This is a genomic window from Variovorax ureilyticus (genome assembly GCF_037889935.1).
Lineage (GTDB): Bacteria > Pseudomonadota > Gammaproteobacteria > Burkholderiales > Burkholderiaceae_C > Variovorax > Variovorax ureilyticus.
In genome coordinates this window covers 636,274-650,620 of the sequence record NZ_JBBKZU010000001.1, presented here as the reverse complement: position 1 = coordinate 650,620, position 14,347 = coordinate 636,274, and the positions used below count along the sequence as shown (strand labels likewise).

The window sequence follows — 14,347 nt, the reverse complement described above, 5'->3', positions numbered from 1 at the left end:
GTGCAAAAAGCGGCCGTCAGCGCGCCAGTGCGCGGTCCCGCCAGATGGCGAAGTCCTTCGGCGGCTGATGCAGATCGAGCCGCCGCCCGGCCTTCACGATCTGGCTCGGAATGTCATGGCCGACCAGCGCCGGCAGGCGCTCTGCCGCGTCGATCAGCGCCTTCAGGTCGCAGCCGGTGTCGAAGTCCATGAGTTCGAGCGCCTGCACGATCTCCTCGGTGCACACGTTGCCGCTCGCGCCCGGCGCATAGGGGCAGCCGCCGAGGCCGCCGAGCGACGCATCGAAGCGGTCCGCGCCGGCCTCGATGGACGCGAGGACGTTTGCGAGACCCATGCCGCGCGTGTTGTGGAAGTGCAGCGTGGTTTCGAGCGACCCGAAGCGGCTGCGGAAGTCGCGCACCAGCGCCGACACCTGCGTCGGATAGGCCATGCCCGTGGTGTCGCACAGCGTGATGCCGCGCGCGCCGGCATCGGCGAAGCGTGCAGCCCAGTCGAACACCACCTGCGGATCGATGTCGCCTTCCATCGGGCAGCCGAACACGCACGAGAGCGACACGTTCACCGGCACGTTTGCCTGCCGCGCGAGCGCCATGACGTCGCTGAGCGCGTTGAAGGACTGCTCGCGCGTCATGCGCAGGTTGGCGATGTTGTGCGTCTCGCTGCACGACATGACGAGGTTGAGCTCGTCCGCCTTCGCATCGATCGCGCGTTCGGCGCCGCGCACGTTGGGCACGAGGCAGGTGTAGACGATCCCGGGCTTGCGCCGGATCTCGCGCAGCACGATCTCCGCATCGCGCAGCGCAGGGATGGCCTGCGGCGACACGAACGCGGTGGCCTCGATCTTTGCGAGGCCCGCATCAGAGAGCGCATCGATCAGCGCGATCTTGTCGACCGTCGCGACATAGGCGGCTTCGTTCTGCAGGCCGTCGCGCGGGCCGACTTCCTGCATGTGGATGCGGCGGCGCGCGCCGGTCCAGACGTTCGGGGTGCTCATGCCACGGCTCCCTTCTCGCGCAACGCCGCAATGTCGCCGGAGGCCAGTCCCAGTTCGGCAAGCACGCTGTCGGTATCGTCGCCCAGGTGCGGCGCCGCGCTGCGCACCGTGCCCGGCGTGAGGGACAGCTTGGGCACGATGCCCGGCACGTCGATCTCGCGGCCATCGCGCGTGGTCTGGCGCAGGATCATGTCGCGTGCGCGGTAGTGGGGGTCTTCGTGGATGTCCTTCGCCGTGTAGACGCGGCCCGCCGGAACGCGTGCCTCGCCGAGCTTGCCGAGCACTTCGGCGATGGTCCGCGGCAGCGTCCAGTCGCCGATCGCGGCATCGAGCTCGTCAACACGCGCGGCGCGGCCCGCATTGCTCTGCAGATCGGGCGCGCTGCCGAGTTCGGGGCGGCCGATGACGTCCATCAGGCGACGGAAGATGCTGTCGCCGTTGCCCGCGATCAGCACGTAGCCGTCGGCGCAGCGATAGGCGTTCGACGGCGCGATGCCGGGCAGGGCGCTGCCGGCCGCCTCGCGCACCGCGCCGAAGGCGCTGTATTCGGGGATGAGGCTTTCCATGACGTTGAAGACCGCCTCGTGCAGCGCGACGTCGATGACCTGCCCCGGGCCGCCGTGCACCGCGCGGTGATAGAGCGCCATCAGCACGCCGATCGTGCCGTGCAGTGCGGCGAGCGTGTCGCCGATGGAGATGCCGGTGCGCACCGGCACACGCCCGGGTTCGCCCGTCAGGTGCCGCAGTCCGCCCATCGCTTCGCCGATCGCGCCGAAGCCGGGCAGGTCGCGGTAGGGGCCGGTCTGCCCGTAGCCCGAAATGCGCAGCATCACAAGGCGCGGGTTGAGCGCATGCAGCGTCTCCCAGCCCAGGCCCCAACCTTCGAGGGTGCCGGGGCGGAAGTTCTCGATCAGCACGTCGGCTTCGGCGATCAGCCGGCGTGCGATGTCCTGGCCCTCGGCGTCGCGCAGGTCGAGCGCGATCGACCGCTTGTTGCGCGACTGCACCTGCCACCAGACGGAGGTGCCGTCCTGCAGCATCCGCCAGTTGCGCAGCGGATCGCCGCCGTTCGCGCCGGGGCGGGCCGGATCGGCCGGCGGCTCGATCTTGATGACGTCCGCGCCGAACTCGCCGAGCGTCTTGCCGCAGAAGGGTCCGGCGATGAGCTGGCCCATCTCGATCACGCGCAGTCCGGACAGGGCGCCCTGGATGGAGGCAGCGCCGGGTTGGGGATGTGGTGCTTTCATGTGCATCGTCCGTGTGGGTGAGCCAATGATGCGAGAGGGCGTCCGGGCCGCAAAGCGTTCATTGGCGAGGCTGCCATCGCGAAACGCGATGGCAGGCGGGCGCCGGGTGTCTAATGCGGCGCATGAAGCTCGACCCGGTCTCGCTGCGCCTGTTCGTCGCGGTGATGGAAGAAGGCACGATCGCCGCCGCCGCCCAGCGCGAACACATCGCGCCGGCGGCGGCCAGCAAGCGCATCAGCGAACTCGAAGCCGCGCTCGACACCCTGCTGTTCGAGCGCAGCAACCGCGGCACCCGGTCCACGCCCGCCGCGCACGCGCTGCTCGGGCTGGCGCGCAACGTGCTCAACGGGCTGGACGACATCGCCGAGCAGATGGCCGGCTTCGGCACCGGGCTGCGTGGTCATGTGCGCGTGTTCGCGAACATCTCGGCCATCACGCAGTTCCTGCCGGACGACCTGCGCAGCTTCATGGCGGCGGCGCCGATGGTGCAGGTGCATCTGCAGGAGCGCATCAGCACCGCCATCGCGCGCGCCGTGGCCGACAGCACCGCGGACATCGGCATCCTCAACGCCGGCGACTATGGTGAATCGCTCAACTTCCTGCCTTATCGCACCGATGAACTCGTGCTGCTGGTGCCGAGCGGCCATGCGCTGGCGCGGCGGCGCAGGGTGAGGCTGCGCGAGGCGCTCGCGTACGAATTCGTCGGCGCGCATCCGGGCAGCGCGGTGAACGCCATGCTGCACCGCGCGGCGAGCGAGGCCGGCCTGCCGCTGCGGCTTCGGATCCAGGTCAGCGCATATGACGCGATGGCGCTGATGGTCGCCGCGGGACTCGGGGTGGGCGTGCTGCCGCGGCTGAGCGCGAGGCTCTACCTGTCATCGCTGGGGATCCGGACGGTGTCGCTCGATGAAGCCTGGGCGAGCCGTCAACTGGTGCTGGCAGTGCGTTCGATCGACGCGCTGTCGCCTGCTGCGCGCATGCTGGTCGATCATCTGGGCGCTGCCCGGAGTGAAAACGAGGCGCAGACTGCTCGCCTTGCCCGGCCGCGTGGGCCATGAGTCACGTGCGTCAGCTTCTGCCGAGGCTGCGCCGGACGAAGGCCTTGAGCGGGCTGGCACCGAACACCAGTCCCGACAACTTGAGGAACCAGGACTGCGGCAGGCAGGTGCTGCTGTAGAGGTATACCCGTTGCTGCAGCGGCGCTGTACGCGTGTCGGGGTGCCGCAGCACCTTCATGAGCAGGCCGAAGTCGCGCCCCGAGCCTGCGAACCAGCCTTCGAGGAAGCGCAGCCAGTTGTAGCCCGGCTGTTCGTCGAGCCCGCGCCACTGGGGGAGGGCGGCGGGCATCCGGCGCTGGATCAGCGCGCGCAGCCACGTATCGATGATCTCCGTTCGCTCGCGCGTGAGTTTCACCTTGGGCAGGCTCGACAGCATGCCGCCGAAGGATTCAGACACGCCGTGGGCGCGGTAGCCCCCGAGCGGCTCCGGAATCCAGGCCACCGGGCTCAGAAGCGCGGCGGCGACCCAGAACTGCATGTCCTGCACGAGACGGCGGTCTTCCGCGATGGGCCCGATCGCCTCGAGCAGTTCGCGGCGGAAGGCCAGCCCCGAAGTGATGGTTGCGACGGGGCTCTGGGAGCGCGCCAGCACCGTCGGGCCGAACCAGCCCTCGGGAGGCGTGTGGTAGTGGGGCGTGAGACCCAGGTCGTCGTGCGTCTCGGAAAACCGTCGCAGGGGGTGGTGTGCCCAGCCGGGGACGCGGCCGTCCACGGTTCGCCGCAGCGCGGCCAGGATGCGTTCGACGCGATGTTCGGACGGCAGGTCGTCCGCATCGAGCAGCACAACCACGTCGCCGGTGGCGGCCGCGATGCCGGCGTTGGTCGCGGCGCAGACGCCGCCGTTCGGCTGGCGGATGCCGCGCACCTGCGGATGGCGCGCCATGTACTCCGAGAGCAGCTCCCAGGTGTTGTCTTTCGAACCGTCGTCGATGACCACGATCTCGTCCGGCGGCCGGCTCTGCCCCACGCAGGCATCGAGGCATTCGACGAGAAAGCGCCCGTAGTTGTAGCTCGCGATGACGATGCTGACGCGAGGCTGCGCCGGCAGTTCGGTCAGTGGGAGAGGTTCTATGGTGATGGACAAGGCAATTTCGCGCAGCGGGAGTCGGTGCGCCGGGAAGTGAAATGGCAGTCTAGCGGCGGCTCGTTACCGCGTGAAGTGGTCATGCGGCTTATCCGGCCTATCCGACAGGATGCGCGGCAGCAGGACATCGCGCTGGCCGGAATCAGCTCCTGCCGAGGCTGCGCCGCACCAGGGCCTTCAGCGGGCTCGCGCCGAACACGAACCGCGAGAGCGCCGCGAACCAGGACGGCGGCAGGCAGATGCTGCTGTAGAGGTACACGCGCTGCTGAAGCGGTGCCAGGCGGGTATGGGGGTCGCGCAGCACCTTCATGAGCAAAGTGAAATCCCGTCCCGATCCCGCGAGCCAGCCTTCGAGGAAGCGCAACCAGTTGTAGGCGGGCTGCTCGTCGAGCACGCGCCAGTGTGGCGCGGCCGCCGGCCATTGCCTTTCGAGCAGCTGGCGTATCCACGCATCCACGAGCTCGACGCGCCTGCGCATGAGTTGCACCTTGGGCAAGGTCGAAAGCATGCCGCCGAAGGACCGCGAAACACCATGGGCGCGGTAGCGTCCGAGTGGCTCCGCGATCCAGACCACCGGGCTCAGCAGCGCGGCCGCGAGCCAGTACTGCATGTCCTGCGACAGGCTGCGGTCTTCCGCGATCGGTCCGATCGCATCGAGCAGTTCACGCCGGAACGCGAGGCCCGAGGTCAGGGTGGCCACCGGGCTCTGGGCCCGCTCCAGGACCTGTCGGCGGAAACAGCCCTCGGGCGGCGCGTGGTAGTACGGCGTCAGTCCCAGGTCGTCGTGGGTGTCGGAGAAGCGCCGCAGTGGATGATGCGCCCAGCCGGCCACGCGGCCATCCACGCGCCGCCGCAGCGCGGCCAGGACGCGTTCGACGCGGGTCGTGGCCGGGAGGTCGTCCGCATCGAGCAGGAGCAGCACATCGCCCGTCGCGGCCGCGATGGCGGTGTTGGTGGCGGCGCACACGCCGCCATTGAGCTGGCGAATGCCGCGCACCTGCGGATGACGCGCCATGTAGCCCGAAAGGACTTCCCAGGTGTCGTCGGTCGATCCGTCGTCGACGACGACGATCTCGTCCGGCGGCCTGCTCTGGTCCAGGCACGCATCAAGGCATTCGCCGAGAAAGCGCCCGTAGTCGAAACACGTGATGACGATGCTGACGCGCGACCGCGACGGCAGTTCAGCCAGTAGCAGGGGTTCGATGGCGAGGGGCAAGGCAGCTGCGCGGGGCGGCACGCGCCGACGCGTAGAAAGTAGACCGGGGCAGTCTAGGGGCGCGTGATCTCCTCCGAACGGAGGAGGTTCTGCGTATTCCGGCCTTGTGCGGAGAAGTTCTCGCTGCCCTCGGGACTAGTCTGACGACCGCCTGACCAGGTGGCGACGGCAACCAAAGGGAGGTGGAGCGGGCGAAGGGAATCGAACCCTCGTATGAAGCTTGGGAAGCTGCCGTTCTGCCATTGAACTACGCCCGCGCAGGTCCGGATTCTAGCGTCGTGGAAGCGGGCTCTCGCCCCGAAGCGCAAGGTCGGGAGCTTCGGTTCGACAGCCTACGCGCTGGCCTGGGTGCGCGAGTACATCACCCGCCGGCGCGCCTGCCACAGTCTGATGGGCACCCGCACCGCATTCGACGCGACGGCCTTGGCGTGATCCAGCGCTTCGTTTTCACCGATCGGTTGGGGCGACATGCGCAGGCGCCTCAGGACCTCGTTGAAGCTGTGGGCCTTGGTGGCCACGTCGGACTTCAGGGTGCGGAAGGTGAACGCCAGTGAAACCGACAAGCCGTCGAGGGTGTGGACTCGATGCGGCGCGATGAACGGGTGATGCACGCCGAGCCCCGGACGGAGGTCGAAGTGCATCGCCTTGGCCTCGAACGACGGCTTGTAGATCGGCCGCCAGGCGCCGAAGCCGGAGAGCAGGTGGTCCTTTTCCGCGGGGCTGAGGATTTCGTCGTCGGCGGGGTCCCAGAGCAGCACTTCCTTGTCCCCGCGCACCTGGAGCAGGAAGTTCATCTCGCGGTCCATGTGATAGGGCGTCACCGCGCCGCTCGTCGAGACGAATATGTAGGTCGAGAACCAGGTGACGACCGGATCGGTGTCCGCGATGGCCGCGGCGATTTCGCCCAGCAGGCTGTCGATGAGCGGCCGATAGATCGGATCGCGCTCCGGGTTGTAGATGCAGATATAGGCCTTCAATTCCTCGAAGTGCTCGAGCGTTTCCTCCAGCGAGAGGCCGTCCCGGTAGCGGTCGTAGGACGAATCGAAGTGGGCATTGCCGGGAATCACGCCGCGCCGGATCTTGACGTAGTCGCTCGGCAGCCGCCGGCACAGCGAGAACAACGCCTGCGGGGTCAGCAGCGGGTGTTCGGTCAGCCTGTGCCTGAGGATGAAGGGCCGGCGGTTATATGCGTTGCCGACCTCCTCGGGATCGAACTGAAGCAGGCCCTCGGCGCCCGGCCCTCTGCCCCGGGCCAGCGCAGCGGCGCGTTCGCGCGGGACGAACTCTCCAAAAAGCATCGTGACCTCCTCCCTTGGAAGAGTGGTATTCGTGCATCGCCTGCACGCGGGAGTTTGAAAACAAAAGGTTACTCCGTTGTCGAGCTGGCGACTACGGGAAAACCCTTGAGGTAGGCCGTTCGGCAGAGGTCAGGAACCGTTTCGGCGTGCCGCCCGGGCGTTCAGATAGACCGCGTAGAGCGAGGTCGTCGCGCAGATGAAGAGCCGGTTGAGCTTCGGCCCACCGAAGCACACGTTGGCGACGACCTCCGGCAGGCGGATCTTGCCGATCAGCGTGCCGTCCGGCAGGTAGCAGTGCACGCCGTCGCCCGCGCTGCTCCACAGGCGGCCTTCCGTGTCGATGCGAAAGCCGTCGAAGAGGCCGTCGGCGCAGGTCGCGAATACTTCGCCGCCACCGAGGCTGCAGCCATCGTCCGCGACCCGGAAGCGCCGGATGTGGCGCGGCCCGTTCGCGACATGCGTTGCGCCGGTGTCGGCCACGTACAGCAGCCGTTCGTCCGGCGAAAAGGCCAGGCCGTTGGGCTGCACGAAGCCGTCGGCCACGCGTGCCACCGGGCCGCCTTGGGGATCGATGCGATAGACGCAGCGATCGCCGATCTCGCTCGGCGCAGCGTCCCCTTCGTAGTCGCTGTCGATGCCGTAGCTCGGGTCCGAGAACCAGATGCTGCCGTCGGACTTCACCACCACGTCGTTCGGCGAGTTGAAGCGCTTGCCTTCGAAGTGCGAGGCGAGCACCGTGCGCGAGCCGTCGTGTTCGACGCGCGACACGCAGCGCCCGCGATGCTCGCAGGAAACGAGCCGGCCCTGCAGGTCCACCGTGTGGCCATTGGTGTTCAGCGCGGGCTGCCGGAAGATCGAGACCGATCCGTCGGTTTCGTCCCAGCGCATCATGCGGTCGTTCGGGATGTCGGACCACACGAGGTAGCGGCCGGCGGCGAACCACGCCGGCCCCTCGGCCCAGCGGCAGCCGGTGTAGAGCTTGTCGACGTGCGCCGTCGGGAAGATGAGCCGGCCGAAGCGGGGGTCGAGCACCTCGTAGCTGGCTGCGGATTCGATCGTCATGGGTTTCCTCGCGTTGGATGTTGTTCGTCAGCCCGACTGGCGACGGCCGCGGCCGTACACCAGCAGCATCGTGATGATGACGACGCCGTAGATGACCTGCCGGCCCATCTCGGGAATCTGCATCACCGAAAGAATCGATTGGAGCAGGGTGATCAGGATCACCCCGACAACGGTGCCGAGGTAGGAGCCCTGGCCGCCGAGGATGTTGGTGCCGCCGAGCACCACGGCCGCGATGGCCGGCAGCTGGTAGGCGTCGCCCATAGCCTGGTAGGCCTTGGTCGAATAGCCGGTCAGCAGCACGCCGGCCGCCGCCGAGCATGCGCCCGCGATCACGAAGCACAGCAGCGTCACGCGGCGGGTGTCGATGCCCGAGAGGTAGGCGGCGCGCTCGCGGTTGCCCACCGCATAGATCGCGCGGCCCAAGGTCGTGCGGTGCAGCACGAACATCGTGGCCGCGCCGACCGCGATCCACACCAGCAGCGCATTCGGGATGCCGAGCAGCGAGCGGCCGGTCGCGATCAGGTGCATGGCCGGCGTGGCCCGATCCTGCGGCGCGAAGCCGCCGGTCTGCACCACGATCAGGCCCTGCGCGACCGCGTTGATGCCGAGCGTGAAGATCATCGACGGCACGCGCAGATAGGCCACGCCGATGCCGTTGACCAGCCCGAGCGCCGCCCCACACAGGATGCCGAAGGGAATCGCGATCGCCGCCCCGGCGCCGCCCCACCAGCCCGCGGCGGCGGCCGACATCATGCCGCCCGCCGTGACCAGCCAGGGCACGGAGAGATCGATGCCGCCGAGCAGGATCACCAGCATCGCGCCGGTCGCGATGACGCCGAGGAAGGAAGCGATCTGCAACTGCAGCAGCAGGTAGTCCGGCGACAGGAAGTTCTTCGAATAGAGGCTGCCCACCAGCAGGAGCGCGACCGTGCACAGCGCGCCGGCGAGCACCGGCAGGTGGCCCGATCGCCTGAAGCGCAACGCGAGGGCGCTCATTGCGTGCCTCACCGGAAGATCTCGAGCCGGTTGTCGACCTTGAGCAGCCGCAGCGACCCGAAGCTCACCGCGGTCAACAGGATCACGCCCTGGAACAGCGGCTGCCACAGCGGTTCGAGGTCGAACACGAAGAGCAGGTCGCCGATGGTGCGCAGCACGAGCGCGCCGAAGATCGAGCCTATCGCGCTGCCCGAGCCGCCCGCCAGCGAGGTGCCGCCGATCACGACCGCGGCGATCGAGTTGAGTGTGTAGACGCCGCCGATGGCCGACGAGGCTTCACCCGAGTAGGTGACGAAAGTCAGCAGCAGGCCGCCGATGGCCGCCAGCAGGCCCGCGAGCGTGTAGGTCACGATCTTCGCGCGGCCGATCGCCACGCCGGACATGTAGCTCGCGTTTTCCGACGACCCGATCGCCAGCGCCGCGCGCCCGGTCACCGAGCGGCGATAGGGCACCCACACCACCAGCACCACCGCAACGAGCACCACCAGCATCGTCGGAATGCCGCCGGGCAGCGCGCCCGTGAGTGCATCGGCCAGCCCCGCATGCACGTCGCCGCCGGGCACCGGCCGAAGGCCCAGTGCAAGGCCGAAGTAGATGATGCCGGTCGCCAGCGTGGTGATGATCGGCTGCAGGCGGCCGTAGACGATGATGATCCCGTTGATGAAGCCGCACAGCGCGCCGGCCGCCAGCACCGCGATCACGCCGAGTCCCGCCTGCAGCGGCGTGCCGACCACGAGGTGCGAGGCCAGGCAGTTCGCGAGCACGAAGACCATGCCCGCGGAAAGATCGATGCCGGCGGTGAGCACCGGCAGCGTCTGCGCCATCGCGACGATCGCGAGCAGCACGCCTTTGTTGGCCGCCGTGGTCAGCACCGGCGTGCTCCACCCGACCGGATGCTTGGCAATGTAGAGCGCGAAGATCAGGACGAACATCGCCGCGGTCGCGAGGACGGCGCGGTGCTCGCGCAGGTGAAAGCGCCAGTCGGCGTGCATCATGCTGCGGCCCGTTCGAGGTTGAGGGCGCTCGACACCAGCGCCCGTTCGGTGAGTTCCGCGCCGGCCAGCCAGCGCACGATCCGGCCGTCGTAGAACACCGCGACACGGTCGCAGCAGCCGATCAGCTCGGCGTAGTCGGTCGAATAGAGCATCACCGCGGCGCCTTCGTCGGCCAGCGTCCGCACCAGCGCGTAGATCTCCTGCTTGGTGCCAACGTCGATGCCGCGCGTCGGGTCGTTGAGCAGCAGGATGCGCGGCGCGTTGATCAGCCACTTGCCGATCACCACCTTCTGCTGGTTGCCGCCCGAGAGCGTGGCGACCGGGTCGCCGAGGTCCGGCGCCTTGATCGACAGGCGGCGCACGATCTGCGAGACCGCCTGCGCTTCGTCGGCCGAGGCCAGCACGCCGGCGCGGCTGAGGCGGTCGAGCGCGGCGAGACTCAGGTTGTCCTTGACCGACATGGGCAGCATCAGGCCGTCGGTCTTGCGGTCTTCGGGCACCAGCGCGATGCCGAAGCGCGTGCTCTTGGCTCGTCGCGGATCGCGTACAGCCGCGGGGTGGCCTGCGAGCCGAACCTCGCCGGCCACCCCGCGCAGCACGCCGAAGAGCGAAAGAAAGAACTCGCGCTGCCCCTGGCCGTCGAGCCCGCCGAGGCCGACGATCTCGCCGGGCCAGACCGCCATGTCGATGTCGTGCAGGCGGTTGTTCCACGACAGGCCGCGCGTCTCCAGCGCCGGTGCGCCGACCGCGTCCGCGGCACGCGGCGGCGGCTTGGGTGGAAAGGCATGCGCGATGTCGCGTCCGATCATCATCTCGATGGTTTCCGCATCGCTGCGCGTGCCGGCCTCGAAGGTCGCGACATGGCTGCCGTTGCGGAAGACCGAGCAGTCGTCGGCGAGCTCGGCGATCTCCTTCATGCGGTGCGAGATGTAGATGATCGCCAGCCCTTCGCGGCGCAGGCGCTTGAGCAGCGAGAAGACGCGCTCCACATCCGCCGTGGTCAGCGCCGAGGTCGCTTCGTCGAGGATCAGGATCTTCGGATCGCGCGCCAGCGCCTTCGCGATCTCCACCATCTGCCGGCGCGACAGCGTCAGGCTCTCGACCGGCGCCAGCGGATGGATGTCCTCCGCGCCGGCGCGCGCCAGTGCGGCCTCGGCGATGCGGCGCTGCGCTTTGCGGTCGATCAGCCCGAAACGGCGCGGCGGATTGGTGATGCAGATGTTGTCCGCCACGCTGAGGTCGGGCATCAGCGACAGCTCCTGGAAGATGCACGCGATGCCGGCCGCGACCGCCTCCTGCGGATGCGAGAAGCGGCGCTCCGTGCCTTCCAGCACGATGCGCCCTTCGTCGGGCAGCACCACGCCGGCCATGATCTTGATCAGCGTCGACTTGCCCGCGCCGTTCTCGCCGAGCACCGCATGGATGCGGCCGGGCGCGCAGGCGAAGCTGGCGCGCTCCAGCGCGCGCACTCCGCCATAGCGCTTGGAGACGTCGACCAGCCGCAGGATCGGTTCCAAAGCCAAAACGGTCGTGCTGCCGATCAGTTGTTCTTCTCGTCCTTCGACATGATGTCCGTCGCCTTGAGGTTCACGTCGCAGGGCGGGAAATCATTCGTGGTGAAGAAGTTGTCGGTCAGGTCGGGGAAGTAGTTCTCGCCCGCCTTGAAGTTCGGATGCGTCGCCATCGGGATCGGCACCGAGATCATCTGCGGCATCACCTTGCCCTGCAGCGCGGCCACGGCCGCCTTCATCGAGATCGCGACGAGCCCCGGCGACTGTCCGAGCGAGGCGCATACCAGGCCTTCCTTCGCGTGCTCCACGCAGAGCTTGCGGAAGCCGTTCTCGGCCTCGCCCGCCACCGGGATCATCTTGTGCTTGGCGTCGATCAGCGCGCGCACCGCGCCGGTGGAGCCGCCCTGCACGAACATGCCGTCGAAGTTCTTGTGCACCGCCACCGCATCGGCGACCGCCTTCTGCGCGGTGCCGTCGTCCCAGTTGCCGACCACTTCGACCACCTCGAACTTGTTGCCCGGCGCTTCCACGACCTTGCGGAAGCCGAGGTGACGATCGCGGTCCACCGAGTTGCCCGGCACGCCGCGCACTTCGAGCAGCTTGCCGCTCTTGCTCGGGATGTTGCTCACCACCCATTCGCCGGATTGCTGGCCCATGGCGAGCTGGTCCTCGTTGACCATCATCACCTGGTCGCTGTCGAGCACGTTGTCGAAGGGCACCACTACCACGCCGGCCGCGTTCGCGCGCTTGATCACCGGCGCGAAGGCGGTCGGGTTGACCGCGATCGTCACGATCGCGTCGTAGCCCGAGTTGATGAAGTTGTCGATCGCCGCGATCTGCGCCGCGACGTCGGTGCCGGTGGAGACGATCTTGAACTCCTTGATGTTGGACTTCATCTCCGGCGTCGCCGCGTAGGCCTTCGCCATCTTGATCATCTGGATGCGCCAGGTGTTGCCGACGAAGCCATTGGCCAGCGCGATGCGGTACGGCCCCTTCTTGGCCGGCCACTGGAAGTACTTGGTGTTGGCGTCCCAGGGCTTGAAGCAGGCCGGGTTCTCGCCGGGGCCGTTGACCACCGAGGGGCCTGCCGCCAGGGCGGAAGCGCAGGCGAATGCCGCGGCCGCGGCGACGATGCGGGTGCGAAAGATCATTGCTGTCTCCTTGTTCTGGACGTGGGGCCCGCCTGAACGTGACCGCCCAAGGGGCGAGAACAATGCCGCGCACACCTGCACATCGTCCTTTGGGCAGGTTGCACGATCATCATACAAATCAGGGTTTGTGCCGGTGGCTCGGGAATTACCCTTGCCGCGGCTTCGATGCGCGGGAAGCACGTAACCTCGCGCGGCAGATGAATGCCTTGCACGAACCGACGCGGCGTCTCTTCATCGGGCTGTTCCCGGACGCGGCCGCGCGTGCCGCTATCGAGGCGCATCGCAAGACGTGGTCCTGGCCGGCCGGCGTCCGCCTGACGAACCCGGCGCGCATCCACATGACGCTGCACTTCCTGGGCGATGTAGAGCGCTCGCGCGAATTGCAGCTCGCGCAGCGCCTCGCGGATGTGCGCATGCACGCCATGACCTTGCGGCTCGGCACGCCGCAGGCGTGGCGCAACCCGATCGCGGTGCTGATGCCCGACGAACACGAAGGCCTGCGCGCGCTGCGCGAGGACATCGTGCGGCAGGTCGAAAGCGCCGGCTTCGTCGTGCCGCCGGAGCGCTGGGTGCCGCATCTCACCCTCGCGCGCAGGACGCGTGGGGCGGTCCCGCCGGCCGGGATGGCGCCCATCGCCTGGCCAGTGAATGAATTCGTACTGGTCTGCTCGCACACGGCGTATCCGTCGCGCTACGAGTTCATCGCGCGCTACCCCTCGCACGGCTGAGCGTCAGGGTGCTTGCGGCAAAATTCACCGATGAAGAAATTTCCGGTGGAGGCGAGCCTTCTTCTCGTCGATGACGATCCCAACATCATCCAGGTGTTGAGTCGGATACTTTCTGATTACTCGACCCTTCGCTTTGCCACCAGCGGCGCCGACGCACTGCAACTCAGCAAAGAGGCGACGCCCGATCTGATCCTGCTCGATGCGCAGATGGGCGACATGAGCGGCCTCCAGGTCTGCGAGGCGCTGAAGGCCGATCCTGCGCTGGCCGACATCCCCGTGATCTTCGTCAGCAGCCACCAGGAATCCGAACTGGAAGTCGCTGTGCTGCAGATGGGCGCGGTGGATTTCATCCGCAAGCCGTTCAATGCGCAGCAGGTGCTCGCGCGAGTGAACACGCAACTCAAGCTCAAGCGGCTGTCGGACGACCTGCGCCGGCTGTCGCGCATCGACGGTCTCACCGGGCTCGCGAACGAAGCCGCCTGGGCCGAGACGCTCGCCCGCGAAAGCGCCCGCGCGGCGGAAGCGGGGCAGGCCGTTTCCGTGGTGCTGGTCGAGATCGATTTCTTCCACTCCTTCGAGGCGCTCTACGACCGCAAGGCGACCGACGCTTGCCTCACGGCGGTCGGCGATGCGTTGCGCCGCAGCGCGCGGCGCCCGGGCGATGTCGTCGCGAGGCTCGATCGCGAGCGCTTCGCGCTGGTGCTCCCCGACACGTCCGCCGACGATGCACTCCATGTGGCCAATCGCGCGCTGCGTGCGGTCGAAACGCGCGACATCGGCCACCAGGGCTCGACGGTTTCGCGCCATGTCACCTGCAGCGCGGGCGTGGCGTGCCTCGATGCGGCGCGGCGCGGCGAACTGACCGCCGCCGGTGTGTCGGTCGTCGATGCGCTGGACGCCGCGGCCGCGAGGGCGCTCGAAGCGGCCATTTCCGCCGGCCGCGCGCAGGCCGCGGTGGCGGCTCCCGAACTTCCGACGGCGACCGCCGCAGACGTGGGCTGAACACG

13 protein-coding genes and 1 tRNA gene are annotated in these 14,347 nt (G+C 68.2%); 3 read left to right on the top strand and 11 right to left on the bottom strand.

Annotated elements, in window-relative coordinates:
- Positions 1-16 precede the first annotated feature (16 nt).
- Positions 17-994, bottom strand: a complete 978-nt coding sequence (locus WKW77_RS03125; RefSeq protein WP_340355345.1) for a hydroxymethylglutaryl-CoA lyase — start codon at positions 992-994, stop codon at positions 17-19.
- Positions 991-2,241, bottom strand: a complete 1,251-nt coding sequence (locus tag WKW77_RS03120; protein ID WP_340355344.1) for a CaiB/BaiF CoA transferase family protein — start codon at positions 2,239-2,241, stop codon at positions 991-993. The genes WKW77_RS03125 and WKW77_RS03120 overlap by 4 nt, the downstream gene beginning before the upstream one ends.
- 122 nt (positions 2,242-2,363) lie before the next feature.
- Between WKW77_RS03120 and WKW77_RS03115 the strand changes: the two genes are divergently transcribed.
- Complete coding sequence (locus tag WKW77_RS03115; protein WP_340355343.1) at positions 2,364-3,299, top strand: LysR family transcriptional regulator; 936 nt, start codon at positions 2,364-2,366, stop codon at positions 3,297-3,299.
- Between the two features lie 10 nt (positions 3,300-3,309).
- Here the strand turns inward: WKW77_RS03115 and WKW77_RS03110 are convergent, their stop codons facing one another.
- The 9 genes from WKW77_RS03110 to WKW77_RS03070 form a co-directional block, all read right to left on the bottom strand.
- On the bottom strand, positions 3,310-4,383 hold the full coding sequence (locus tag WKW77_RS03110; protein WP_340355342.1) for a glycosyltransferase family 2 protein: 1,074 nt from the start codon (positions 4,381-4,383) through the stop codon (positions 3,310-3,312).
- 142 nt (positions 4,384-4,525) lie between these two features.
- Positions 4,526-5,599: a glycosyltransferase family 2 protein gene (locus tag WKW77_RS03105; RefSeq protein WP_340355341.1), complete on the bottom strand. Its 1,074-nt coding sequence runs from the start codon at positions 5,597-5,599 to the stop codon at positions 4,526-4,528.
- Between the two features lie 183 nt (positions 5,600-5,782).
- Positions 5,783-5,856 (bottom strand) — tRNA-Gly (locus WKW77_RS03100).
- Positions 5,857-5,931: 75 nt separating this feature from the next.
- On the bottom strand, positions 5,932-6,897 hold the full coding sequence (locus WKW77_RS03095) for a cupin-like domain-containing protein (RefSeq protein WP_340355340.1): 966 nt from the start codon (positions 6,895-6,897) through the stop codon (positions 5,932-5,934).
- A gap of 129 nt (positions 6,898-7,026) precedes the next feature.
- On the bottom strand, positions 7,027-7,959 hold the full coding sequence (locus tag WKW77_RS03090) for an SMP-30/gluconolactonase/LRE family protein (protein ID WP_340355339.1): 933 nt from the start codon (positions 7,957-7,959) through the stop codon (positions 7,027-7,029).
- Between the two features lie 27 nt (positions 7,960-7,986).
- The gene (locus WKW77_RS03085; protein ID WP_340355338.1) at positions 7,987-8,955 is read right to left on the bottom strand and encodes an ABC transporter permease; all 969 of its coding nucleotides are present in this window, start codon (positions 8,953-8,955) and stop codon (positions 7,987-7,989) included.
- 8 nt (positions 8,956-8,963) lie between these two features.
- Positions 8,964-9,950 carry an ABC transporter permease gene (locus WKW77_RS03080; protein ID WP_340355337.1) on the bottom strand — a complete coding sequence of 329 codons (987 nt, stop codon included), beginning with the start codon at positions 9,948-9,950 and terminating at the stop codon, positions 8,964-8,966.
- Positions 9,947-11,473: a sugar ABC transporter ATP-binding protein gene (locus WKW77_RS03075; protein WP_340355336.1), complete on the bottom strand. Its 1,527-nt coding sequence runs from the start codon at positions 11,471-11,473 to the stop codon at positions 9,947-9,949. Before WKW77_RS03075 ends, WKW77_RS03080 begins: the two co-directional genes overlap by 4 nt.
- A 17-nt stretch (positions 11,474-11,490) precedes the next feature.
- Complete coding sequence (locus tag WKW77_RS03070) at positions 11,491-12,612, bottom strand: sugar ABC transporter substrate-binding protein (RefSeq protein WP_340355335.1); 1,122 nt, start codon at positions 12,610-12,612, stop codon at positions 11,491-11,493.
- A 197-nt stretch (positions 12,613-12,809) separates the two neighbouring features.
- Here WKW77_RS03070 and thpR point away from each other — a divergent pair, with 197 nt between their 5' ends.
- Positions 12,810-13,340: an RNA 2',3'-cyclic phosphodiesterase gene (gene thpR, locus WKW77_RS03065; RefSeq protein WP_340355334.1), complete on the top strand. Its 531-nt coding sequence runs from the start codon at positions 12,810-12,812 to the stop codon at positions 13,338-13,340.
- A 30-nt stretch (positions 13,341-13,370) separates the two neighbouring features.
- Entirely contained in the window at positions 13,371-14,342 is a 972-nt protein-coding gene (locus WKW77_RS03060) for a diguanylate cyclase domain-containing protein (RefSeq protein ID WP_340355333.1), read from the top strand.
- Positions 14,343-14,347 lie beyond the last annotated feature (5 nt).

Excerpts from the sequence above, each read along its gene's own strand:
- WKW77_RS03090 (WP_340355339.1), bottom strand. The coding sequence starts at position 7,959 with ATGACGATCGAATCCGCAGCCAGCTACGAGGTGCTCGACCCCCGCTTC.
- WKW77_RS03120 (WP_340355344.1), bottom strand. The coding sequence starts at position 2,241 with ATGAAAGCACCACATCCCCAACCCGGCGCTGCCTCCATCCAGGGCGCC.
- thpR (WP_340355334.1), top strand. The coding sequence starts at position 12,810 with ATGAATGCCTTGCACGAACCGACGCGGCGTCTCTTCATCGGGCTGTTC.
- WKW77_RS03085 (WP_340355338.1), bottom strand. The coding sequence starts at position 8,955 with ATGAGCGCCCTCGCGTTGCGCTTCAGGCGATCGGGCCACCTGCCGGTG.
- WKW77_RS03115 (WP_340355343.1), top strand. The coding sequence starts at position 2,364 with ATGAAGCTCGACCCGGTCTCGCTGCGCCTGTTCGTCGCGGTGATGGAA.
- WKW77_RS03080 (WP_340355337.1), bottom strand. The coding sequence starts at position 9,950 with ATGATGCACGCCGACTGGCGCTTTCACCTGCGCGAGCACCGCGCCGTC.
- WKW77_RS03060 (WP_340355333.1), top strand. The coding sequence starts at position 13,371 with ATGAAGAAATTTCCGGTGGAGGCGAGCCTTCTTCTCGTCGATGACGAT.
- WKW77_RS03095 (WP_340355340.1), bottom strand. The coding sequence starts at position 6,897 with ATGCTTTTTGGAGAGTTCGTCCCGCGCGAACGCGCCGCTGCGCTGGCC.
- WKW77_RS03125 (WP_340355345.1), bottom strand. The coding sequence starts at position 994 with ATGAGCACCCCGAACGTCTGGACCGGCGCGCGCCGCCGCATCCACATG.
- WKW77_RS03070 (WP_340355335.1), bottom strand. The coding sequence starts at position 12,612 with ATGATCTTTCGCACCCGCATCGTCGCCGCGGCCGCGGCATTCGCCTGC.